The following is a 19,405-nucleotide window of genomic DNA, read 5'->3' as shown; positions in this document are numbered from 1 at the left end:
CCGGAGGCGCTGCACAGGGGCCACACCCGATCGGGAGCGGCCCAGGAAACGGTTCACCCGACCAACGGGCGACCCACCACATCACGTAGGAGGACATCCATGCGAGGAACCACTCGCACGGTCGCGGTTGCGGCCCTGTCCGCCGTTGCACTGCTGGCCGCCGGTTGCGGCAACAGCGGAAGCGGCAGCGACACCGAGACCACGGCTGGCAGCAAGACGGGCGGCGAGATCACCATTCGCGGGTGCAACCCGCAGAACCCGCTGGTGCCCAGCAACACGTCCGAGACCTGTGGCGGCAACGTCCTCGACGCCGTGTTCGCCAAGCTCGTCCACTACGACCCCGAGACGGCCAAGCCGGCGAACGACATCGCCGAGTCGATCGAGACCACGGACAACCAGAACTTCACGATCAAGATCAAGAAGGGCTACAAGTTCCACGACGGGACCGAGGTCAAGGCCAAGAACTTCGTCGACGCCTGGAACTACGCCGCCTACGCCCCGAACGCCCAGGGCGGTGGCTACTTCATGACCCCGATCGAGGGTTACGGCGACCTCCAGTGCACCGGTGACGGCGAGGACCCCTGCGCCGGCGCGGGCAAGGCCAAGGCCGACAAGCTGACCGGTCTGGCCGTCACCGACGACTACACCTTCACCATCAAGACCACCGAGAAGGTCTCGAACCTCCCGGTCCGCCTGGGCTACACCGCCTTCGCGCCGCTCCCCGACGTCTTCTTCACGGACCCGAAGGCCTTCGGCGACAAGCCGATCGGCACCGGCCCGTTCAAGCTGGACTCGTGGACGAAGGAGCAGTCCATCGTCCTGTCGAAGTTCGCCGACTACAGCGGTGAGTTCAAGGCCAAGGTCGACAAGGTCACCTTCAAGATCTACGCCGACGCCGACGCCGCCTACAACGACGTCCTCGCCAACAACCTCGACGTGACCGACGAGATCCCGGCGAGCGCGCTCATCGACGACAAGTACAAGTCGGACCTCCCGGAGCGCAACGCGCAGAAGGAGACCGGTGTCATCCAGTACGCCGAGTTCTCCCCGACCAAGGTCGACCCGAACGTCGCCGACCCGAAGATCCGCCAGGCGATCTCCATGGCGATCGACCGCCCGACGATCATCAAGCAGATCTTCAACAACACCCGCGTGCCGGCCACCGGCTGGGTGTCCCCGGTCGTCGACGGCTACAAGGCCGAGCAGTGCGGTGAGTTCTGCAAGTACGACCCGGCCAAGGCCAAGGCCCTCCTCGCGGAGGCCGGCGGCTACAAGGGTGAGAAGCTCACGCTGTCCTACAACGCCGACGCCGCTCACAAGGAGTGGACCGAGGCGACCTGCAACAGCATCAAGCAGGCCCTGGGCATCGAGTGCGTCGCCACCGGCGTCGTCGACTTCTCGACCTACCTCAAGCAGCTCGAGGACCGGAAGATGAAGGGTCTGTTCCGCCTCGGCTGGCAGATGGACTACCCGGCGATCGAGAACTTCCTCGCCCCCGTCTTCGCCACCGGCGCCGACAGCAACTACATGGACTACTCGAACCCGGCTTTCGACAAGCTGCTCGTCGAGGGTGCCGCCGCGACCGACCCGGCCGCGTCGAACGCCAAGTACCAGGAGGCCGAGGCCCTGCTCGCGCAGGACATGCCGGCGATCCCGCTGTGGTACGGCAAGACCACCATGGGCTGGTCGGACAAGGTCACCGGTGTGAAGATCACCGCCTTCGGCACCATCGACCTCGCGTCGATCTCGCTGAAGTGAGCTGACTGAACCGCAGGTTCACGTTTCACACACGTCGTCGGCCTGCCAGCTCCTGCTGGCAGGCCGACGGCCGTGTCAGGACCCGTTCGCGCGCACCACGGGGGCGCGCGGGTGCCGGGTCCACATGCTCATGGTCTAGGTTCATTTCCCGTACACCCGACGATGCCGTCCACACCCTGACGACGGCCTGAGACGCCAAGGAGGTGACGTGGGTACATACATCATCCGACGGCTCCTGCAGATGATCCCGGTGATCCTGGGAGCGACGTTCCTCATCTTCACCATGGTCTTCGCCCTGCCGGGCGACCCGCTGGCAGGCAAGTGCGGCGAGCGCCCGTGCCCGCCGGCCTACGCACAAGCCTTCCGCGAGAAGTACAACCTCAACGACCCCATGCTCATCCAGTACGGCAAGTACGTGGGCAACCTCGTGCAGGGCGACCTGGGGGAGACCTTCAACGGCATCTCCGTCGCCGACCAGCTCAAGCTGCGCTACCCCGTGACCGCCAAGCTGGCGCTGCTCGCCCTGGCGTTCGAGGCGGTCCTGGGCGTCACCGCGGGAGTGCTGACAGGGATCCGCAAGAACGGGTTCCTCGACAACCTCGTCCTCGTCTCCACCCTGGTCCTCATCTCGATCCCGGTGTTCGTCATCGCCGGCCTCGGGCAGTACTTCCTCGGGGTCAAGGCGGGGCTGTTCCCGGTCACGGTGACGTCGTCGAACCCGTCGGTCTACGAGCTGATGCTCCCCGCCATCGTGCTGGGGTCGCTGTCGGTCGCCTACGTGACCCGGCTGACCCGCACCAACCTCGTGGAGAACCTGCGGGCCGACTACGTGCGCACCGCGGTGGCCAAGGGCCTGACGAAGCGACGCGCGGTCGGCATCCACGCCCTGCGCAACTCGCTCATCCCGGTCGTCACCTACATCGGCTTCGACGTCGGCGCCCTGCTCAGTGGCGCGATCGTCACCGAGAGCATCTTCAACATCCCGGGGATCGGCGGCTACATCTTCCGGTCGATCCGCTCCCGTGACGGCGCGAGCGTCGTCGGTGCGGTGACGGTCCTCGTCATCGTGTACCTGTTCGTCAACCTGCTCGTGGACCTGCTCTACGGGCTGCTGGACCCGAGGATCAGCCATGACTGAAGCCGCCATCGCCGAAGTGAAGGCCGCCGAGCCCCGCGACGGCGGCGACGCCGGCGAGGAGCGCTCCCTCGGCTCCGACGCCTGGCGCGCCATGCGCAAGAACCCCATGTTCTGGATCTCCGCGGCGATGATCGTCGTGTTCGTCCTCATGGCGGCCTGGCCCAGCCTGTTCACGAGCACCGACCCCCGCGAGGCGGTCCTCGCGCAGTCACGCTCGCGCCCCGGCGACGGCACCCTGTTCGGTCGCGACATCCAGGGCTACGACATCTACGCCCGGTGCATCTACGGTGCCCGCGCGTCGATCCTCGTCGGCCTGTTCACGACGATCGGCACGGTGCTCCTCGGTGGGATCATCGGGGTCCTGTCCGGCTACCTCGGTGGCTGGGCCGACGCCCTGATGTCGCGCATCGGTGACATCTTCTTCGCGATCCCGCTGCTCCTCGGCGCGATCATCTTCCTGGTCTCGCTGCCGGACTTCTTCAACAACAACTACCTGTTGGTCGTCCTCAAGGTCGTCGTGGCGCTCGTCATCCTCGGCTGGCCGAGCATGGCGCGCCTCATGCGCTCCAGCGTCATCCAGGTCAAGCCGAACGACTACGTCCAGGCGGCACGCGCCCTCGGGGCCAGCCCGTGGCGCATCGTGCGCTCGCACGTGCTCCCCAACGCCGTGGCGCCGGTCATCGTCGTCGCGACGATCAACCTCGGCGCGTACATCGCGGTCGAGGCGACCCTGTCCTACCTCGGGATCGGGCTCCAGGCCCCGGCCATCTCGTGGGGCATCGACATCAGCGCCGCGATCATCGGCCTGCGCACGACGCCGCACATGCTCTTCTTCCCGAGCCTGTTCCTGTCCCTGGCTGTCCTGGCCTTCATCCTGCTCGGCGACGTCGTCCGCGACGCCCTCGACCCGAAGAACCGCTGAGGGAACCCATGAGCACCGACACCACGACCCGGCCCTCGGGCTCGGGCTCCGCCTACACGCCGCAGGACGGGGTGCTGCTGGAGGTCGACGACCTGTTCGTCGAGTTCCACACCCCCGACGGCGTGGCCACCGCCATCAACGGCGTCTCCTTCGAGCTGCGCCAGGGCGAGTCCCTGGCCATCCTCGGCGAGTCCGGCTCGGGCAAGTCCGTGACCGCGCAGGCGATCATGGGCATCCTCGACATGCCGCCGGCGGTCATCCCGAAGGGTCACGTCCGCTACTGCGGCCAGGACCTGCTCTCGATGCCCGCCGAGCAGCGGCGGCTGACCCGCGGACCGGAGATCTCGATGATCTTCCAGGACGCGCTCTCCTCGCTGAACCCCGTCTTCCCGGTGGGGTGGCAGATCGCCGAGATGTTCCGGACCCACCGGGGCGTCAACAAGAGCGACGCCCTCGAGCAGGCCGTGCGCCTCATGGAGCGCGTCCAGATCCCGGCGGCCCGGCAGCGGGTGAAGTCCTACCCGCACCAGTTCTCCGGCGGCATGCGCCAGCGCATCATGATCGCGATGGCCATCGCGCTCGACCCGGCGGTCCTCATCGCCGACGAGCCGACCACCGCGCTCGACGTCACCGTGCAGGCCCAGATCATGGCCCTGCTCGAGGAGCTGCAGGAGGAGCGCCAGATGGGGCTCATCCTCATCACGCACGACCTCGGTGTCGTCGCCGACGTCGCCGACCGGATCGCCGTGATGTACGCGGGCCGGCTCGTCGAGACCGCCGACGTCCACGAGCTCTACGGCTCACCGGCACACCCGTACACCCGCGGGCTGCTCGAGTCGATCCCGCGCCTGGACCAGAAGGGCCAGACGCTGGCAGCCATCGGTGGGCTCCCGCCCAACCTCCTGCGGATCCCGCCGGGCTGCCCGTTCAACCCCCGTTGCCGGATGGCGCAGGACCTGTGCCGCACCGACCGGCCCGAGCTGCGTGAGGTCGTCCCGGGTCGCTTCTCGGCCTGCCACTTCGCCGAGGAGGTCATCGATGCCTGAGGTCATCCTCAGTGCCCAGAACCTGGTCAAGCACTACCCCATCAAGACCGGGGTCCTGCGTCGCACCACGGGTCACGTCAAGGCCGTCGACGGCGTCAGCTTCGACCTGCACAAGGGCGAGACGCTCGGCATCGTCGGTGAGTCCGGGTGTGGCAAGTCCACGCTCGGCCGCCTCCTCATGCGCCTGGAGAACCCCACCTCCGGCACGGTCACCTTCGGTGGCGAGGACTGGAGCACCGCCTCGGGTCGCACGCTGCGCCAGCTGCGCCGCGACATCCAGATCGTCTTCCAGGACCCGTACACCTCGCTGAACCCGAGGATGACGGTCGGCGACATCGTGGGCGAGCCGTTCGAGATCCACCCCGACGTCGTGCCCAAGGGCGGGCGTCGTGCGCGGGTCCAGGAGCTCCTCGACCTCGTGGGCCTGAACCCCGAGCACATCAACCGCTACCCCCACCAGTTCTCTGGCGGTCAGCGGCAGCGCATCGGCATCGCGCGCGGCATCGCGCTCAACCCCAAGGTGCTCGTGTGCGACGAGCCGGTGTCGGCGCTCGACGTGTCGGTGCAGGCGCAGGTCGTCAACCTCATGGAGAAGCTGCAGGACGAGCTCGGTCTCGCCTACGTCTTCATCGCGCACGACCTCTCGGTCGTGCGGCACATCTCGGACCGCGTCGGGGTCATGTACCTCGGGCGGATGGCCGAGCTCGGCGAGGAGGACGAGGTGTACTCGCGTCCCACGCACCCGTACACCCAGGCCCTGCTCTCGGCCGTGCCCGTGCCCGACCCGACGCTGCGCGGCAAGCGCGAGCAGATCGTGCTCGTGGGCGACGTGCCCTCGCCGGCGAAGCCGCCGTCGGGGTGCCGGTTCCACACCCGGTGCTGGAAGGCGCAGGACGTGTGCAGCGTCGACGAGCCCGAGCTCGTGCTGCGGCCCGACGGCCGCGGCGAGCACCTGTCGGCATGCCACTTCGCCGAGGCGCGGGTCATCGTCGAGACGGTCGACGTCTCCGACGAGGTGCCCGACGAGCGCTTCACCACGACCGACGTCGTCGACCTCGACGCGGTGACGGGCCCCGGCCCGTCCGGTGTCGACGCCGAGAAGGCCGACCTGCTGCGGGCCGACGAGGACGTCGCCCCGCAGGACGCCACACGGATGGTCGACGAGCAGCCGGACGACCACCGGCCGCCGAGCGCCTGACGCGCACCGCACGACACGAGGGGCCCCGGGAGCGATCCCGGGGCCCCCTCGTCGTGGGGGAGGGGTCAGTCGTCCTTGTCGGGCGTGCGGGCCCGCAGCAGGCGCCGCAGCGAGTCCAGGCGTGCCGGACCGGCGGGTCCGGCCGCACCGCTCTCGACCCAGGCGTCGAGGCCGCACTCCTCCTCGTCGTGCGTGCACCCGCGGGGGCACTGCTCGGTGCCGGGCTCGAGGTCCTCGAAGTGCTGGACGATGCGGGTCAGGTCGACGTGGGCCAGACCGAAGGAGCGCACGCCCGGGGTGTCGATGACCCAGCCGTCGTCGTCGGGCAGGGCCAGCGCGACCGCGGAGGAGGAGGTGTGCCGACCGCGTCCGGTGACGTCGTTGACGATGCCGGTGGCGCGCAGCGCGAGGGGGACGAGGGCGTTGACGAGGGTGCTCTTGCCGACGCCGGAGTGGCCCACGAGGACGCTGACCCGGCCGGCCAGCGCCGTGCGCAGCGCCTCGAGACCGTCGGTGGTGCCGTCGTGCCGCGCCGTGACGATGTGTCGCACCGACAGCGGCGCGTACTGCTCGAGGAAGGGGGTGGGGTCGGTCAGGTCGGCCTTGGTGAGGACGAGCAGCGGCTCCATCCCGGCGTCGTAGGCGGCGACGAGGCAGCGGTCGATGAGGCGCGGGCGGGGCTCGGGGTTGGCGAGGGCCGAGACGACGACGAGCTGGTCGGCGTTGGCCACGAGGATGCGCTCGACCGGGTCGGTGTCGTCGGCCGTACGTCGAAGTACGGTCTCCCGAGGGGAGATTCGCACGATCCGCGCGAGGCTGCCGTCGACACCGGTGGCGTCGCCGACGAGGTGGACCTCGTCACCGACGACGATGCCCTTGCGGCCGAGCTCGCGGGCGCGCATCGCCGTGACGATGCGCTTGCCGTCGGCGTCCTCGACGAGGGTGGTGTAGCGGCCGCGGTCGACGCCGAGGACCCGACCGGGGACCGCGTCGGTGTGCGCGGGCCGGTCCTTGCTGCGCGGACGAGAACCCCTGCGGCTGGGGCGGATCCGGACGTCCGACTCGTCGTAGTCGCTGGACGACCGCACCATCAGGCGTCCGCCGTGACCCGCTGGGAGAGCATGTCGTCCCAGAGCTCGGTGAAGGCCGGCATCGTCTTCGCGACCGTGCCGACGTCCTCGACGACGATGTCGGGGACGGCGAGCCCGAGGACGGCGGCCGCCATCACCATGCGGTGGTCGGCGTACGTGCGGAACCGTCCGCCGTGCAGCGGGCGCGGGGTGATGCGCAGCCCGTCGTCGGTCTCGTCGACCACGGCACCGAGCCCGGTGAGCTCCGTGCGCAGCGCGGCGAGGCGGTCGGTCTCGTGGCCACGGATGTGCGCCACGCCGCGAATCACGCTGGGGGAGTCGGCAATTGCGCACAGCGCCGCGACCACGGGCGTGAGCTCGCTGGAGTCGTGGAGGTCGACGTCGACCCCCGAGATGCCGTCGCCGCCGCTGACCGTGAGGCCGCCGCGGTCGAGGACGACGTCGGCGCCCATCATGTCGAGGACCTCGCGGACGAAGTCGCCGCCCTGGGTCGTGTACTGCGGCCAGCCCGGCACGTGCACCCGGCCACCGGTGACGAGTGCCGCCGCGAGGAACTGCGCCGCGTTGGACAGGTCGGGTTCGACCTGCACGTCGAGGGCGTTGATCTCGCTCGGCTCGACCCGCCAGGTGTGGGCGTCGCCGTCGTCGACGACGACACCCGCGTCGCGCAGGGTCTCGACCGTCATCTCGATGTGCGGCAGGCTCGGCACGGCCTTGCCGTCGTGGTGCACCGTCACGCCCTGCTCGAAGCGGGCGCCGGAGAGGAGCAGCCCGGAGACGAACTGGGAGGAGGCCGACGCGTCGAGCGTCACCGACCCACCGGGGACCGCGCCGCGGCCCTGGACGGTGAACGGGAGGCTGCCCCGGCCCTCGTCGTCGATCTCGACGCCGAGGGTGCGCAGCGCGCCGAGGACGGGAGCCATCGGCCGCAGCCGGGCGTGCTCGTCGCCGTCGAAGCGGACCGGGCCGGACGCCAGGCCGGCGACCGCGGGGACGAAGCGCATGACGTTGCCGGCGAGCCCGCAGTCGACCGCGCCGCCGCCGGTGACGGGCCCGGGGGTGACGACCCAGTCGCCGTCGTCGACGTCGTCGACCCGCGCGCCGAGGGTGCGCAGCGCCTGCGCCATGAGGAGGGTGTCGCGGGAGCGGAGGGGGGCCCGCAGCCTCGAGACGTCGGACGCGAGGGCCGCGAGGACGAGGTAGCGGTTGGTGAGCGACTTGCTCCCGGGGAGGACCACACGGGCGCCGACCGGACCGGGGGCGGTCGGCGCCACCCAGTCAGCTGACGGCATGGTGCGCCCGGGCCGCCTTCAGTCGGGCCTCGCGGCCGGCGGCGCGGGCGGCGTGGCGCGCCTCGCGACGGGTGGTGCGGGCGACCCGCTGGGCGCTCTCGCCGGCCAGGCGGGCCCGGTAGGCCAGCCCGGGCTTGCCCTCGGTGTCGACGGCGGCGAGGAGCAGCCCGCCGAACAGGCCGAGGTTCTTGAGGAACTGGACCTTCTGCTTCTCCCGCTCCGCGGGGTCCTGCTTCTCCCAGTACGCGTGTGCCGCAAGGGTGGTCGGCACGAGGGTGGCGGCCAGCACGGTCGACGCCAGGCGGGGGAGGCGGCCGAGCGCGAGCAGCGTGCCGGCCCCCACCATCGCCACGCCGTTGGCCCGCACGAGCAGCTCGGTGTCGTCGGGGAGGCCGATCCGCGGCCCCACCTTCTCCACGAGCGGGCGCGCGGTGTCGGCCTTGCGTCCGGGGTGCTTGAGCTGGTCGAGGCCGCCGACGACGAACATCGCGGCGAGCATCGGTCGGGCGACACGTCGCACCACAGTCATGGGGCAGGACCTCCGGGTTGGTTTCCTCTGGTCAGGACTCGTCTCCCTACGGTAGTTGCTGGATCCGGGGTGCGTAGCCTGAGGACCATGTGTGGTCGCTACGCCGCGACGGCGAACCCCGACGAGCTCGTGCTCGAGTTCGAGGTCGACGACGACCGGTCGGGGGAGCCCGGCCGCAGCGTCCTGGTCAAACCGCAGGAGCCGCCCCCGGGCCGCCCGGACCACAACGTGGCCCCCACGAAGCAGGCGCCGGTCGTCCTCGTCCGGGCGCCGCGCGACGACCGCGAGGCCGAGCCGCGGCGCCAGCTGCGCCTGCTCACGTGGGGGCTCGTGCCCAGCTGGTCCAAGGACCCACGAGGTGGCGCCCGGATGATCAACGCCCGGGTCGAGTCGGTGGCCGACAAGCCGGCGTTCGCCCGGGCTCTCGCCTCGCGACGCTGCCTCGTCCCGGCCCAGGGCTGGTACGAGTGGCAGGTCTCGCCCACCGCGCTCGACGCCAAGGGCAAGCCCCGCAAGCAGCCGTTCTTCACCGAGCGGGCCGACGGCACGAGCGTCGCGATGGCCGGGCTCTACGAGTTCTGGCGCGACGCCGCCGTCGCCGACCCCGACGACCCGATGGCGTGGCTCACCACCTTCACCGTCCTCACCGGTCCGGCCGAGCCGGGCCTGGACCGGATCCACGACCGCCAGCCCCTCGTCCTCGAGCGCGACGAGTGGGACACCTGGCTCGACCCGGGCACCGGCGCCGCCGACGTCCTGCCCCTCCTCGAGCCGCACCCGGCCGGACGCTTCGTGGCCCGTCCCGTCCCGACCGCGGTGAGCAGCAACCGGTCCAACGGGCCGCACCTGCTCGACCCCGTCCCACCGGAGGACCTCGTGGGCGTCGTCGACCCGATGACGGGCGAGGTGCTCGGCGCGTGACCGTGCGCCTCGTGGACACCCCCGAGGGGCCGGCCCGCACGACGACCACCGACCCGGCGGGGGAGCCCACCGGGACCCTCGTGCTCGGCCACGGCGCCGGCGGGCTGCGGTGGACCCTCGACGTCCTCGCGACCCGTGACGCGGCCGTGGCGGCGGGCTGGCAGGTCGTCCTCGTCGACCAGCCCTGGCGGGTGGCCGAGAAGAAGATCGGTCCGCGTCCTCCCGTGCTCGACGTGGCCTGGCGGCCCGTCCTGGCCGACGTCGTGGCCCGTTCCGCCGGTGGGCGGCTCGTCGTCGGGGGCCGCAGCGCGGGGGCCCGGGTGGCGTGCCGCACCGCCGCCGAGGTGGGTGCCGACGCGGTGGTCTGCCTCAGCTTCCCGCTGCACCTACCGGGGAAGCCGGAGGCCTCGCGCGCCGCCGAGCTGGCGATGCCCTCGGCGGCCGGGCTCCCCGTGCACGTCGTGCAGGGCACCACGGACCCGTTCGGCACCCCCGCCGAGGTGGAGGCCGTCCTCCCGCCGGGAGCGACCCTCGACGTCGTGCCGGGGCCGCACTCGCTGGGTCGCGTCGCCGAGCGCGTGGCCGCCCTGGTGCTCGGGCGGCTCGCCTCCGGGGAATGAGCCGTGCGGGCACGGCGTTGACGCGCCTGTCCCTCATCCCCACCCCGAGAGGCTGCCGTGCTCGTCCTCGATGCGTTCGCCCCCAGCCGGGCCCGGATAGGCTGGGACGCGATGACCACTCCATCCACGCCCCTCGAAGACACGCCGGAGGTCGAGGTCGACGTCGCCACGGAGACCACGGCGCAGCGTCAGGCCCGGTTCGAGCGTGAGGCCCTCCCGCTCCTCGACCAGCTCTACGCCGCCGCGATGCGGACCACCCGCAACCCCGCCGATGCCGAGGACCTGCTCCAGGAGACCTACGCCAAGGCGTACGCGGCGTTCCACCAGTACCAGCCGGGCACGAACCTCAAGGCGTGGATGTACCGCATCCTCACCAACACCTACATCAACACCTACCGCAAGAAGCAGCGTGAGCCGCTGCAGTCCGACGCCGCCGAGGTCGAGGACTACCAGCTCGCGCGGGCCGAGTCCCACACCTCCGTCGGGCTGAAGTCGGCCGAGGTCGCGGCGCTCGAGCACCTCCCCGACACCGAGGTCAAGCGCGCCCTCCAGGAGCTCCCCGAGGACTTCCGGATGGCCGTGTACCTCGCCGACGTCGAGGGCTTCGCCTACAAGGAGATCGCCGAGATCATGGGCACCCCCATCGGGACCGTGATGTCGCGCCTGCACCGCGGTCGGCGCCAGCTGCGGGCCCTGCTCAGCGGCTACGCCCGCGAGCGCGGCTTCGGCACGGAGGAGGAGTCATGAGCCACGACGGCCACGCCGGCCACGGCGACTGTTCGGAGGTCCTGCACCGGATCTACGAGTACCTCGACGGCGAGATGAGCCCCGCCGACGTCCGTCGGGTCGCGGCGCACCTCCAGGAGTGCCAGCCGTGCCTCGCCGAGCACGACCTCGACCGGGCCGTCAAGGACGCCGTCCGACGGTCCTGCGTCGAGGACACCGCACCGGCCGCGGTCCGTCTCCAGATCCTCCAGCGGATCACCACCGTGCGGGTCGAGCGCGAGCCCTGAGGGTCGACGACCCACCAGCACCTCCAGACACACGAACACCCGGCGTGCCGCAAGGCACGCCGGGTGTCGACGTCTCAGCGAGTGCTCAGGCGTTGGGCTTGCGGCCGTGGTTGGCCTTGTTGCCCTTGCGGGAGCGGCGCTTTCGAGCACGCTTGCTCATCAGAAGCCTTCCTTCAGGGGGTCACGGACCTGATCAGGTCATTACGCGCGGTCACAACGATTGTCGCACACCGCCGTGCGTGTCAGACTCGGTGCACCGAGGGCCTCACCCCTGATCCGGCCCCAGTTTCTCCGAGAGGAAACCCCTGAAATGAACCGTATGCGTGCCATCGTCGCTGTCGCCGCCTTCGCCGTGCTCGCCATCGCCGCTCCTGCGGCCCAGGCTGCCGGCGCCAAGGGTGGGGAGACCACCACCTACTCCACGAACGGGTGGACGGGTCGCCCCTGACCGACGCTGGGTGACGAACTGACGTGTCTGAGGTTACGGGTGAGCACGAGACGCTGTCCCCCAGCCGTTCGGCCACTCCTCCTCGGCACTTCGTCCCCCTTCTCGGCCTCGTCACGGTAGGCGCGGTCCTCCTCGAAGCGGTGGTGGCCTCGAGGTCAGGACTTGTTCTCAGCGCGACTCTCGTGGTGCTGTGCGTCATTCAGGCGCTCGCATCATGGTTCTCGAGCGCGGTGGAGGAGAACACGAGCCTGTCGCTGTCGAGCATCGTCCTCCTGGCCGCGGCGGTCCTCATCGGACCCGCCGCGGCCGGGCTGGTCGGAGCGATGACCGGGCCTGCGGAAAAGGGACCGATCCCGCTGTACTTCCGCGCCTACAACGGCGCCATGCAGGCCGGCGCGGGGATCGCCGCCGGCCTGGTGTTCCACGCCTTCGGGTCGCTCGACCCCGCGGACCTCACCGACACCTCGGCGATCGTGCGCAACGTGGCCGTCCCCGTCTTCCTCGCCCACGTGGCGGGTGTGGTGACCAACCTCGTCCTGTTCGTCGCCCTCATCTCGGTCCACAACCGGGTTCCACCCGGTTCGGTGCTCGTCCAGCTGCTCGGGTCGATCCCGGCCGTGCTGGGCCACGGCGCCATCACCTTCATCCTCGTGATCCTCTGGGAGCCCGCCGGCGTCGGCCCGGGCAGCCTCTTCCTCGTCCTCGCGCCGCTCCTCGTGGCCCAGTGGGCCTACCTGCAGTACGCGGAGGAGAAGCAGGCTCGCGACCGCGCCCTCCACGTCCTCGTGGCCGCCGTCGAGGCCAAGGCCCCACACCTGGCGGGACACAACGCGCGCGTCACCGAGCTGAGCACCTCCATGGCCGAGAACCTCGGGCTCCGCCCGCAGATCGTGCTCGACGTCAAGCTGGCTGGCATGCTTCACGACGTGGGCCAGACGACGTTGCCGACCAAGCTGGTCCGTGGCGCGCGTCCCGACGGGAGCACGCTGTCGGCGACCTACCCCTCGCGCAGTGCCTCCCTGCTGCGCGGTCTGTCGTTCATCTCCGGCTCGCTGGACCCGATCGTGCGCCACCGGGTGGTCCTCGAGCAGCACACCGTCGCCGTCGGAGACATCGCCCCGCTCGTCGTGGGTGTCGCCGACGAGTACGACCTCCTCACCTCCGTGGGCACGCCGGACGGGCTCCTGCTGACCTCGGAAGACGCCCTGGAACGCCTCCGCACGGGTGACCCCGTGCGCGACGACGTCGTCGACGCCCTGACCCGCGCCCTGACCCGCAGGAGCCCGGGGGTGGTGGCGGGGTGAGTCCGTCACTGCGGCGCCGTGACGGCGTGCTGCGAGCCGTCGTGCTCGGGATGGGGTTGCTCGTCGTCCTCGTGGCGTGCCTGGACGCCGGGGGCGACCTTGCTGATGTCGCCGGCCTGCACGGGCGTGCCTTCGTGGTGCTGACGTCCGGCATCGTCATCGGGGAGCTGATCCGGCTCCGCATGCCGAGCGGGCGCTCCACCGCCCCCCTGTCCTCGGCGACGCTCACCGCCACGGCGCTCGTGTCCGCGATCCAGGGCGAGCCCGACTTCGCGGTCTCCAGCGGTTTCGTCGTGCTCGTCGTCGCGCTCGGGATGGTCCTCGCAGCCATCGTGCGGCGTCTCCGGCACCAGGCGGTGGGGCTCGAGCAGCTGGCCGCCCGCCTCATCGCCGTCACGGTGACCGCGTGGCTGGCGCGGCACGTCGAGTTCTCCGGGACCACCCTTTGGGAGCTGGGGTCGCAGGCCTCGACCCGTGACTGGCTGGTGGGGCTGGGGATGGTCCTCGTCTCCGTCGTGGGGCTGGCCGTCGAGATCGTGCTGGTCTCCGCGCTCGCGTCGGAGAGCCGGCGCACCCCGTGGTGGCCGACGCTGCGCGGGCAGGCGGGAGAGGTCTACCCGTTGACGCTGGCTGTCGCGACGACCGGTCCGCTGGTCGCCCTCATGGCTCCCGCGCTCGGGTTGGCCGCCCTGCCCGCGGCCCTGTTCCCCCTGGCGTTCACCTACGTGGCGGTGGCCCGCTCGACCCGCAACCGCGAGACCTACCTGCAGACCATCCTCACCCTGTCGCACCTCACCGAGGAGGGCGGCTACACGCTGCGGGGCCACGCCGAGCGCGTCGCCGGCCTCAGCGTCCGCATCGGCCGGGTCCTCGGTCTCTCCGACCGTGAGCTGCGCGACCTCGAGGTCTCGGCGCTGCTCCACGACCTCGGCCAGATCTCGCTGACCGAGGCCATCCCCGACGGAGCCACCGTCCTCGCCGCGCCCGCCGACCAGCGCGACATCGCCGCCGAGGGCGGCCGCATCATCCGGCACGCCGAGGGCCTCGAGGACATCGCCCTGCGCGTCGAGGGACAGACCACCGCCTACCGCCTCGTGCGCGAGCTCGGCGAGGAGGTGCCGATGGCGAGCCGCATCATCAAGGCCGCCAACGCCTACGACGACATCACCGGGGGGACCGACGACCCGGGGCGGGTCGAGGCGGCGCTGGAGCGGATCAACCTCGGGCTCGGCTACGAGTACGACCCCGAGGTCGTCGACGCCCTGCTGGCCGCCACCGCCGACGCCACGGTCGGTGCGGTCGAGGACCGCACCCCGGTCTCGCGCTAGCATCGGGGGCCCCGCCCCACCGTCGAAAGGCCTGCGTGGACCGCCTGACCCCCGTCGTCTTCCACGACGCGTGGGGGTCGCACGTCTCCATCGCGAGCCTGCAGGGGCGTGACATCCCGAGCCCCCTGCCCGAGTCCGAGCTGTGGATGGGCGCGCACGAGGAGGGCCCGTCGGTCACCGACCGACCCGGCGCCCCGACCCTCGCCGAGGTGGTCGCGGCCGACCCCGAGGGCGAGCTCGGCCCCGAGTGCGTGGCCCGCTACGGACCCCGGCTGCCCTTCCTCCTCAAGGTCCTCGCGCCGGGCCGGGCCATCTCCATCCAGGCGCACCCCACCGCGGAGCAGGCCCGGTCGCTGCGCGGTGGCGGCGGCGACGAGGTCTACGTCGACGACTGGGCCAAGCCCGAGCTGCTCCTCGCCATCGCCCCGTTCGAGGTGTTCGTCGGCATGCGCGAGCACGCCGAGGTGGCCGACCTCGTGGGGCGGCTGCGCATCCCCGCGCTCACCGCGGTCGTCGAGGCGTCGGCAACCGCCGACGACCCCGTGCACGCCCTGCTCGCCGGCGTCCTCGCCACCCCGGCCGCCGAGGTCGCCGAGCTGGCCCGCGCGGTGGTCGCGGCGTGCGTGCGGCTCGAGGCCGGCGGGGGTGCGATGGGTGACGCCACGGCCGCCATCGTGCGCGTCGCCGAGGAGCACCCCGACGACATCGGCCTGGTCGTCCTCCTGCTCATGCACCACCGGGTGCTCCAGCCGGGGGAGTACATCGACGTCGCCGCCGGGGTGCTGCACTCGTACGTGCGCGGGCTCGGCGTCGAGGTGCTCGCCAACTCCGACAACGTGGTTCGCGCCGGCCTGACGACCAAGCCGGTCAACGTCCCCGAGCTGCTGCGCATCGTCGACCCGCGGGCCGACGGCGTCGCCGGGTGCGGGCGGGTCCACGAGCCGGGCGTCGAGGTCTTCGACAGCGCCTCCGACCGGTTCCGGCTGGCGCGCGTCACCCCGGGCCGGCGGCTGCCGGGGGACACCTCGCCGCGCATCGTGTTCTGCCTGCGCGGGAGCGTCACCCTGTCCTCGGCGTCAGGGACCGTGGCGCTCGGCGAGGTGGAGTCGGCGTTCCTGCCCGTGGGCGAGGGTGCCGTGACGCTCGAAGGCGCCGGGGAGGTCTACCTCGTGACCGTCCCCGACGCCTCCTGAGCGCGAGAGCCTTGCGGCTCAGCCCTTCTTGGTCTCCTTGAAGATCGCGTCGATCTCGTCGATCTTCGCGAGCAGCTCGTCGGCCTTGGCGGCGTCGAGCTCACCCTTGGTGCCCGAGGCCCCGGCCAGCTTCGTCGCCTCGTTGACGAGGGTGTGCAGCTGGGGGAACTTCTCGAAGTGCGGCGGCTTGAAGTAGTCGGTCCACAGCACCCAGAGGTGGTGCTTGACGAGCTCCGAGCGCTGCTCCTTGATGAGGATGGCGCGGGTGCGGAAGTCGGGGTCGTCGTTGTCGGCGACCTTGGCGATGATCGCCTTGATCGACTCGGCCTCGATGCGGGCCTGGGCGGGGTCGTACACGCCGCAGGGGAGGTCGCAGTGGGCCGAGACGTCGGTGACGCGGAACAGGGACAGCATGGGTCGCTCACTCCTCATGGGTCGGTCGTACGGTCGTCTCCCAACCTACCCCGCCAGACGCGCGCCACCACGACCGCCTCCACGGCGGACTGCTCGAGGGAGCCGATGTCGAAGGAGGTCAGCCCCTCGGCGGGGTTGTCGGAGTCGACCCACCAGCGGGTGGGGTCGTCCGGGTCGCGGCCGGTGACCCGCTTGACGGCCAGCGGCCGCGCGACGCCGCGGGCGTCCGGGGGCAGCCGCACGACGTGCGCCCGGCCGGGCCGCGGCGCCCTCCCGCGCAGGACGAGGAGGAGGTCGCCCTCCCGGTACGTGGGCAGCATCGAACGGCCACGGACGCGGACCAGCGCCGGGAGGGGGAGGGTCACTCCGGGGCGTCGCCGAGCGCCTCGGCGTTGCCGGTGACGGTGGCCACGACGGCCTCGGCGTGGGCCTGCTCCTCCTGGCGCATGCGCGACAGGAACGCCTTGGTGCGCTGGTGCTGCGGGTTGCCGATGACCTCGCGGGGCGGGCCCTCCTCGACGACCACGCCGGCGTCCATGAAGACGACCCGGTCGGCGACCTCGCGGGCGAAGCCCATCTCGTGCGTCACGACGATCATCGTCATGCCGCGAGCGGCGAGGTCGCGCATGACCTTGAGCACCTCGCCGACGAGCTCGGGGTCGAGGGCCGACGTGGGCTCGTCGAAGAGCATGAGCTTGGGGTCCATCGCCAGGGCCCGGGCGATGGCGACGCGTTGCTGCTGACCGCCCGAGAGCTGGCTCGGGTAGGCCCGCGGCTTGTCGCCCAGGCCCACCTGCTCGAGCAGCTCGAGGGCGATGACCTCGGCGTCCTTGCGCTTGATCCCCTTGACGTGCACCGGTGCCTCGACGACGTTCTCGAGCACGGTCATGTGCGGGAAGAGGTTGAAGCGCTGGAAGCACATGCCGATGTCGCGACGCTGGGCGGCGATCGCCTTGTCGTCGAGGCGGTGGAGGTGGCCGCCACGCTCCGCGTAGCCCATGAGGTCGCCGTCGACCCAGATGCGGCCGCCGTCGATGGTCTCGAGCTGGTTGATGCAGCGCAGGAACGTCGTCTTGCCCGAGCCGGACGGCCCGAGGAGGACGACGACCTCGCCCCGGCGGACGTCCATGTCGATGCCCTTGAGGACCTCGGTGCCGTGGAACGCCTTGGTGACGTTGACGGCGTGGACGAGGGGGGCGTCGGTGGTGGTCGCACTCATCAGTGGTCGGCCCCGATCTTGGTCAGCTTGAACTGCGTCTTCTGGGGGACGGCGCCGAAGCCGCGCCCGTAGTACTTCTCCAGGCGCGACTGGCCGACCATGAGGATCGAGCAGACGACCAGGTACCAGATCGTGGCCGCGACGATGCCGGGCATGATCTGGAAGCTGCGCTGGCCGAAGTTGTAGGCCTGGAAGAACAGCTCGACGATGACGGGGACCGCCGCGAGGAGCGAGGTGTCCTTGACCATCGCGATGGTCTCGTTGCCCGTGGGCGGGACGATGACGCGCATCGCCTGGGGGAGGACGATGCGGCGCATCGTCTTGCCCGGCGGCATGCCCAGGGCCTGCGCGGCCTCGGCCTGGCCGCGGTCGACCGACAGGATGCCGGCGCGGGCGATCTCGGCCATGTACGCGGCCTCGGAGAGCCCGAGGCCCAGGATGCCGACCCAGATCGTGCTGGAGATGCTGTTGTAGTCGAGCTGGAGGAAGGTCAGGTCGGTGCCCAGCCCGAGCGCGCCCGAGATCTGCTGGCCGAACGGCACCCCGACGTCGAACACCGGGTAGAGGAAGCCGACGCCGGTGCCGAGCAGCACGAGCAGGACGTACCGGGGGATCGCCCGGAAGAACCACGTGTAGACGAACGCGACGCCGCGCAGCACGGGGTTGGTCGACAGCCGCATCACGGCGAGGAGCACTCCCAGCACGATGCCGAGGACCATCGCCCCGACGGTGCCGAAGATCGTGCCCTTCCACAGGCCCTCGATGACCGGCGTCTGCTGCATCACCTCGAACGCGAAGGGGAAGTTCCACTTCTCGTTGGTGACGAACGAGCTGACGATCATCGCGCCGATGACCGCGATGACGACGACGGCCACCCAGCGCCAGGGGTGCCGGACCGGCCGGGCGTCGATGGCGCCCGGCCGGTCCTGCGACGACGAGGTCATCGGGTCAGGAGACCGTGGGGTTCACGGCGAAGTCGGTGATCGCGCCGCCCTCGGTCTTCCACTTGCTGAGGATCTGCTTGTAGGTGCCGTCGGCCTCGAGCTGCTTGAGGGCCTCGACGATCGCCTCACCGAACGCGGTGTCCTCCTTCTTCAGCACGTAGCCGTAGGGGGCCGAGTCGTACTGCTCGCCGAGGAGCTCGAGGGTGCCACCGGTGGCGTCGACGGCCGCGATGGCCGGCGGGAGGTCGACGAGCATGGCGTCGGCCTTGCCCGACTGCACGCTCGCGGTGACCTTGGCCTGGTCGGCGTCGACGAGGGCCTTGATCTCCGGCTTGCCGGCGTCGGTGCACTTCTTGTTGCGGGCCGGGAGGTCGACGTCGGCCTGGACGGTGGCCTTCTGGACGCCGACCGTCTTGCCGCAGGCGTCCTCGGGGTCGATGCCCTTGGGGTTGCCCTTCTGGGTGACCCACTGGGTGCCGGCGGTGAAGTAGCTGACCATCGTCGCCTGCTGCATGCGCTCGGTGTTGACGGTGAAGCTGGAGACGCCGACGTCGTACTTGCCGCTCTGGACGCCGAGGATGATCGCGTCGAAGGCGGAAGGAACCCACTCGGTCTTGACGCCGAACTTGGCCATGACCGCGTCGAAGAGCTCGACGTCCATGCCGATGACGGTCTTGCCGTCGGCGTCGAGGTACTCGTTGGGCTGGTAGGTGGCGTCGGTGCCGATGACGATCTTGCCGGCGCTCTTGATCTTCTCGGGCAGCTTCGCGACGAGGGCCGCGTCCGGGCCTCCGGCCGGGGTCGAGGCAGCGGGGGCCGAGCTCGAGCTGCCACCGGAGGACAGCGAGTCGGAGCCGCAGGCCGACAGGGCGAGAGCCGTCGTGGCCACAGCGGCGACGACGAGCACGCGGGAGCGGAACATGGTGGTCCTTTCACACGGCGCCGGACCCGTGCGGGCGCCCGGCGGGGGTCTTGTGGGGGCGATCCTGCCACCGCAGCGTGCGACGTGCGTCACGCCCCGGTAACT

General features: G+C 71.0%; 22 protein-coding genes. 13 read left to right on the top strand and 9 right to left on the bottom strand.

The window, feature by feature from the left end:
• The first annotated feature begins 99 nt into the window (after nucleotides 1–99).
• The 5 genes from ACFLFB_RS14220 to ACFLFB_RS14200 all read left to right on the top strand — a co-directional run bounded on the left by ACFLFB_RS14220 (nucleotide 100) and on the right by ACFLFB_RS14200 (nucleotide 6,062).
• Complete coding sequence (locus ACFLFB_RS14220) at nucleotides 100–1,758, top strand: ABC transporter substrate-binding protein (RefSeq protein WP_392542834.1); 1,659 nt, start codon at nucleotides 100–102, stop codon at nucleotides 1,756–1,758.
• Nucleotides 1,759–1,966: 208 nt separating this feature from the next.
• A complete protein-coding gene (locus ACFLFB_RS14215) occupies nucleotides 1,967–2,896 on the top strand; it encodes an ABC transporter permease (RefSeq protein ID WP_392542833.1) in 930 nt (309 codons plus the stop codon).
• Nucleotides 2,889–3,818 (top strand): ABC transporter permease, encoded by a 930-nt coding sequence (locus ACFLFB_RS14210; RefSeq protein WP_392542832.1) that lies wholly within the window; start codon nucleotides 2,889–2,891, stop codon nucleotides 3,816–3,818. The genes ACFLFB_RS14215 and ACFLFB_RS14210 overlap by 8 nt, the downstream gene beginning before the upstream one ends.
• A gap of 8 nt (nucleotides 3,819–3,826) precedes the next feature.
• Nucleotides 3,827–4,864, top strand: coding sequence for an ABC transporter ATP-binding protein (locus tag ACFLFB_RS14205; protein ID WP_392542831.1), 1,038 nt, complete (start codon nucleotides 3,827–3,829; stop codon nucleotides 4,862–4,864).
• Entirely contained in the window at nucleotides 4,857–6,062 is a 1,206-nt protein-coding gene (locus ACFLFB_RS14200) for an ABC transporter ATP-binding protein (protein WP_392542830.1), read from the top strand. The genes ACFLFB_RS14205 and ACFLFB_RS14200 overlap by 8 nt, the downstream gene beginning before the upstream one ends.
• 65 nt (nucleotides 6,063–6,127) lie before the next feature.
• Here ACFLFB_RS14200 and rsgA read toward each other — a convergent pair whose 3' ends face one another.
• The 3 genes from rsgA to ACFLFB_RS14185 are packed head-to-tail and all read right to left on the bottom strand — an operon-like array spanning nucleotide 6,128 to nucleotide 8,974.
• Complete coding sequence (rsgA, locus tag ACFLFB_RS14195; protein ID WP_392542829.1) at nucleotides 6,128–7,153, bottom strand: ribosome small subunit-dependent GTPase A; 1,026 nt, start codon at nucleotides 7,151–7,153, stop codon at nucleotides 6,128–6,130.
• The gene (gene aroA / locus ACFLFB_RS14190; RefSeq protein WP_392542828.1) at nucleotides 7,153–8,445 is read right to left on the bottom strand and encodes a 3-phosphoshikimate 1-carboxyvinyltransferase; all 1,293 of its coding nucleotides are present in this window, start codon (nucleotides 8,443–8,445) and stop codon (nucleotides 7,153–7,155) included. The genes rsgA and aroA overlap by 1 nt, the downstream gene beginning before the upstream one ends.
• On the bottom strand, nucleotides 8,432–8,974 hold the full coding sequence (locus ACFLFB_RS14185; protein ID WP_392542827.1) for a DoxX family protein: 543 nt from the start codon (nucleotides 8,972–8,974) through the stop codon (nucleotides 8,432–8,434). The genes aroA and ACFLFB_RS14185 overlap by 14 nt, the downstream gene beginning before the upstream one ends.
• 87 nt (nucleotides 8,975–9,061) lie before the next feature.
• Here ACFLFB_RS14185 and ACFLFB_RS14180 point away from each other — a divergent pair, with 87 nt between their 5' ends.
• The 4 genes from ACFLFB_RS14180 to rsrA all read left to right on the top strand — a co-directional run bounded on the left by ACFLFB_RS14180 (nucleotide 9,062) and on the right by rsrA (nucleotide 11,528).
• Nucleotides 9,062–9,895: an SOS response-associated peptidase gene (locus ACFLFB_RS14180; RefSeq protein WP_392542826.1), complete on the top strand. Its 834-nt coding sequence runs from the start codon at nucleotides 9,062–9,064 to the stop codon at nucleotides 9,893–9,895.
• The gene (locus tag ACFLFB_RS14175) at nucleotides 9,892–10,515 is read left to right on the top strand and encodes an alpha/beta family hydrolase (protein WP_392542825.1); all 624 of its coding nucleotides are present in this window, start codon (nucleotides 9,892–9,894) and stop codon (nucleotides 10,513–10,515) included. Before ACFLFB_RS14180 ends, ACFLFB_RS14175 begins: the two co-directional genes overlap by 4 nt.
• 111 nt (nucleotides 10,516–10,626) lie before the next feature.
• Entirely contained in the window at nucleotides 10,627–11,262 is a 636-nt protein-coding gene (locus ACFLFB_RS14170; RefSeq protein ID WP_392542824.1) for a sigma-70 family RNA polymerase sigma factor, read from the top strand.
• Nucleotides 11,259–11,528 carry a mycothiol system anti-sigma-R factor gene (rsrA, locus tag ACFLFB_RS14165; protein WP_392542823.1) on the top strand — a complete coding sequence of 90 codons (270 nt, stop codon included), beginning with the start codon at nucleotides 11,259–11,261 and terminating at the stop codon, nucleotides 11,526–11,528. The genes ACFLFB_RS14170 and rsrA overlap by 4 nt, the downstream gene beginning before the upstream one ends.
• 85 nt (nucleotides 11,529–11,613) lie before the next feature.
• On the opposite strand, the gene ACFLFB_RS14160 is transcribed toward rsrA, so the two are convergent.
• Nucleotides 11,614–11,688, bottom strand: coding sequence for a 50S ribosomal protein bL37 (locus ACFLFB_RS14160; RefSeq protein WP_009775747.1), 75 nt, complete (start codon nucleotides 11,686–11,688; stop codon nucleotides 11,614–11,616).
• Nucleotides 11,689–11,838: 150 nt separating this feature from the next.
• Here ACFLFB_RS14160 and ACFLFB_RS14155 point away from each other — a divergent pair, with 150 nt between their 5' ends.
• The 4 genes from ACFLFB_RS14155 (at nucleotide 11,839) to manA (ending at nucleotide 15,801) form a co-directional block, all read left to right on the top strand.
• A complete protein-coding gene (locus tag ACFLFB_RS14155) occupies nucleotides 11,839–11,976 on the top strand; it encodes a hypothetical protein (protein ID WP_392542822.1) in 138 nt (45 codons plus the stop codon).
• A 230-nt stretch (nucleotides 11,977–12,206) separates the two neighbouring features.
• Nucleotides 12,207–13,280 carry an HD-GYP domain-containing protein gene (locus tag ACFLFB_RS14150; RefSeq protein WP_392542821.1) on the top strand — a complete coding sequence of 358 codons (1,074 nt, stop codon included), beginning with the start codon at nucleotides 12,207–12,209 and terminating at the stop codon, nucleotides 13,278–13,280.
• The gene (locus ACFLFB_RS14145) at nucleotides 13,277–14,608 is read left to right on the top strand and encodes an HD-GYP domain-containing protein (protein ID WP_392542820.1); all 1,332 of its coding nucleotides are present in this window, start codon (nucleotides 13,277–13,279) and stop codon (nucleotides 14,606–14,608) included. The genes ACFLFB_RS14150 and ACFLFB_RS14145 overlap by 4 nt, the downstream gene beginning before the upstream one ends.
• Nucleotides 14,609–14,643: 35 nt before the next feature.
• The gene (gene manA / locus ACFLFB_RS14140; RefSeq protein WP_392542819.1) at nucleotides 14,644–15,801 is read left to right on the top strand and encodes a mannose-6-phosphate isomerase, class I; all 1,158 of its coding nucleotides are present in this window, start codon (nucleotides 14,644–14,646) and stop codon (nucleotides 15,799–15,801) included.
• Nucleotides 15,802–15,819: 18 nt separating this feature from the next.
• Here manA and sodN read toward each other — a convergent pair whose 3' ends face one another.
• From sodN to ACFLFB_RS14115, 5 genes are read right to left on the bottom strand one after another with little or no spacing between them, the layout of a single operon-like run.
• Entirely contained in the window at nucleotides 15,820–16,215 is a 396-nt protein-coding gene (gene sodN / locus ACFLFB_RS14135) for a superoxide dismutase, Ni (protein ID WP_392545428.1), read from the bottom strand.
• Between the two features lie 14 nt (nucleotides 16,216–16,229).
• Nucleotides 16,230–16,580 carry a S24 family peptidase gene (locus ACFLFB_RS14130; protein WP_392542818.1) on the bottom strand — a complete coding sequence of 117 codons (351 nt, stop codon included), beginning with the start codon at nucleotides 16,578–16,580 and terminating at the stop codon, nucleotides 16,230–16,232.
• On the bottom strand, nucleotides 16,577–17,434 hold the full coding sequence (locus tag ACFLFB_RS14125) for an amino acid ABC transporter ATP-binding protein (protein ID WP_392542817.1): 858 nt from the start codon (nucleotides 17,432–17,434) through the stop codon (nucleotides 16,577–16,579). The genes ACFLFB_RS14130 and ACFLFB_RS14125 overlap by 4 nt, the downstream gene beginning before the upstream one ends.
• On the bottom strand, nucleotides 17,434–18,378 hold the full coding sequence (locus ACFLFB_RS14120) for an amino acid ABC transporter permease (protein WP_392542816.1): 945 nt from the start codon (nucleotides 18,376–18,378) through the stop codon (nucleotides 17,434–17,436). The genes ACFLFB_RS14125 and ACFLFB_RS14120 overlap by 1 nt, the downstream gene beginning before the upstream one ends.
• A gap of 4 nt (nucleotides 18,379–18,382) precedes the next feature.
• On the bottom strand, nucleotides 18,383–19,300 hold the full coding sequence (locus ACFLFB_RS14115; RefSeq protein ID WP_392542815.1) for an ABC transporter substrate-binding protein: 918 nt from the start codon (nucleotides 19,298–19,300) through the stop codon (nucleotides 18,383–18,385).
• Between the last annotated feature and the right edge of the window lie 105 nt (nucleotides 19,301–19,405).

Origin of the sequence: Oryzobacter telluris, assembly GCF_043099285.1 — a bacterium.
GTDB classification, from domain to species: Bacteria; Actinomycetota; Actinomycetes; order Actinomycetales; family Dermatophilaceae; genus Oryzobacter; species Oryzobacter telluris.
Note: the sequence above shows the minus strand (reverse complement) of the source record. Positions and strands in the feature narration are given on the sequence as shown.

What these genes read in the sequence shown, in the direction of transcription:
- ACFLFB_RS14220 (WP_392542834.1), top strand. Translation starts at nt 100, where the DNA reads ATGCGAGGAACCACTCGCACGGTCGCGGTTGCGGCCCTGTCCGCCGTT.
- ACFLFB_RS14210 (WP_392542832.1), top strand. Translation starts at nt 2,889, where the DNA reads ATGACTGAAGCCGCCATCGCCGAAGTGAAGGCCGCCGAGCCCCGCGAC.
- ACFLFB_RS14205 (WP_392542831.1), top strand. Translation starts at nt 3,827, where the DNA reads ATGAGCACCGACACCACGACCCGGCCCTCGGGCTCGGGCTCCGCCTAC.
- ACFLFB_RS14200 (WP_392542830.1), top strand. Translation starts at nt 4,857, where the DNA reads ATGCCTGAGGTCATCCTCAGTGCCCAGAACCTGGTCAAGCACTACCCC.
- rsgA (WP_392542829.1), bottom strand. Translation starts at nt 7,153, where the DNA reads ATGGTGCGGTCGTCCAGCGACTACGACGAGTCGGACGTCCGGATCCGC.
- aroA (WP_392542828.1), bottom strand. Translation starts at nt 8,445, where the DNA reads ATGCCGTCAGCTGACTGGGTGGCGCCGACCGCCCCCGGTCCGGTCGGC.
- ACFLFB_RS14185 (WP_392542827.1), bottom strand. Translation starts at nt 8,974, where the DNA reads ATGACTGTGGTGCGACGTGTCGCCCGACCGATGCTCGCCGCGATGTTC.
- ACFLFB_RS14180 (WP_392542826.1), top strand. Translation starts at nt 9,062, where the DNA reads ATGTGTGGTCGCTACGCCGCGACGGCGAACCCCGACGAGCTCGTGCTC.
- ACFLFB_RS14170 (WP_392542824.1), top strand. Translation starts at nt 10,627, where the DNA reads ATGACCACTCCATCCACGCCCCTCGAAGACACGCCGGAGGTCGAGGTC.
- rsrA (WP_392542823.1), top strand. Translation starts at nt 11,259, where the DNA reads ATGAGCCACGACGGCCACGCCGGCCACGGCGACTGTTCGGAGGTCCTG.
- ACFLFB_RS14155 (WP_392542822.1), top strand. Translation starts at nt 11,839, where the DNA reads ATGAACCGTATGCGTGCCATCGTCGCTGTCGCCGCCTTCGCCGTGCTC.
- sodN (WP_392545428.1), bottom strand. Translation starts at nt 16,215, where the DNA reads ATGCTGTCCCTGTTCCGCGTCACCGACGTCTCGGCCCACTGCGACCTC.
- ACFLFB_RS14125 (WP_392542817.1), bottom strand. Translation starts at nt 17,434, where the DNA reads ATGAGTGCGACCACCACCGACGCCCCCCTCGTCCACGCCGTCAACGTC.
- ACFLFB_RS14120 (WP_392542816.1), bottom strand. Translation starts at nt 18,378, where the DNA reads ATGACCTCGTCGTCGCAGGACCGGCCGGGCGCCATCGACGCCCGGCCG.
- ACFLFB_RS14115 (WP_392542815.1), bottom strand. Translation starts at nt 19,300, where the DNA reads ATGTTCCGCTCCCGCGTGCTCGTCGTCGCCGCTGTGGCCACGACGGCT.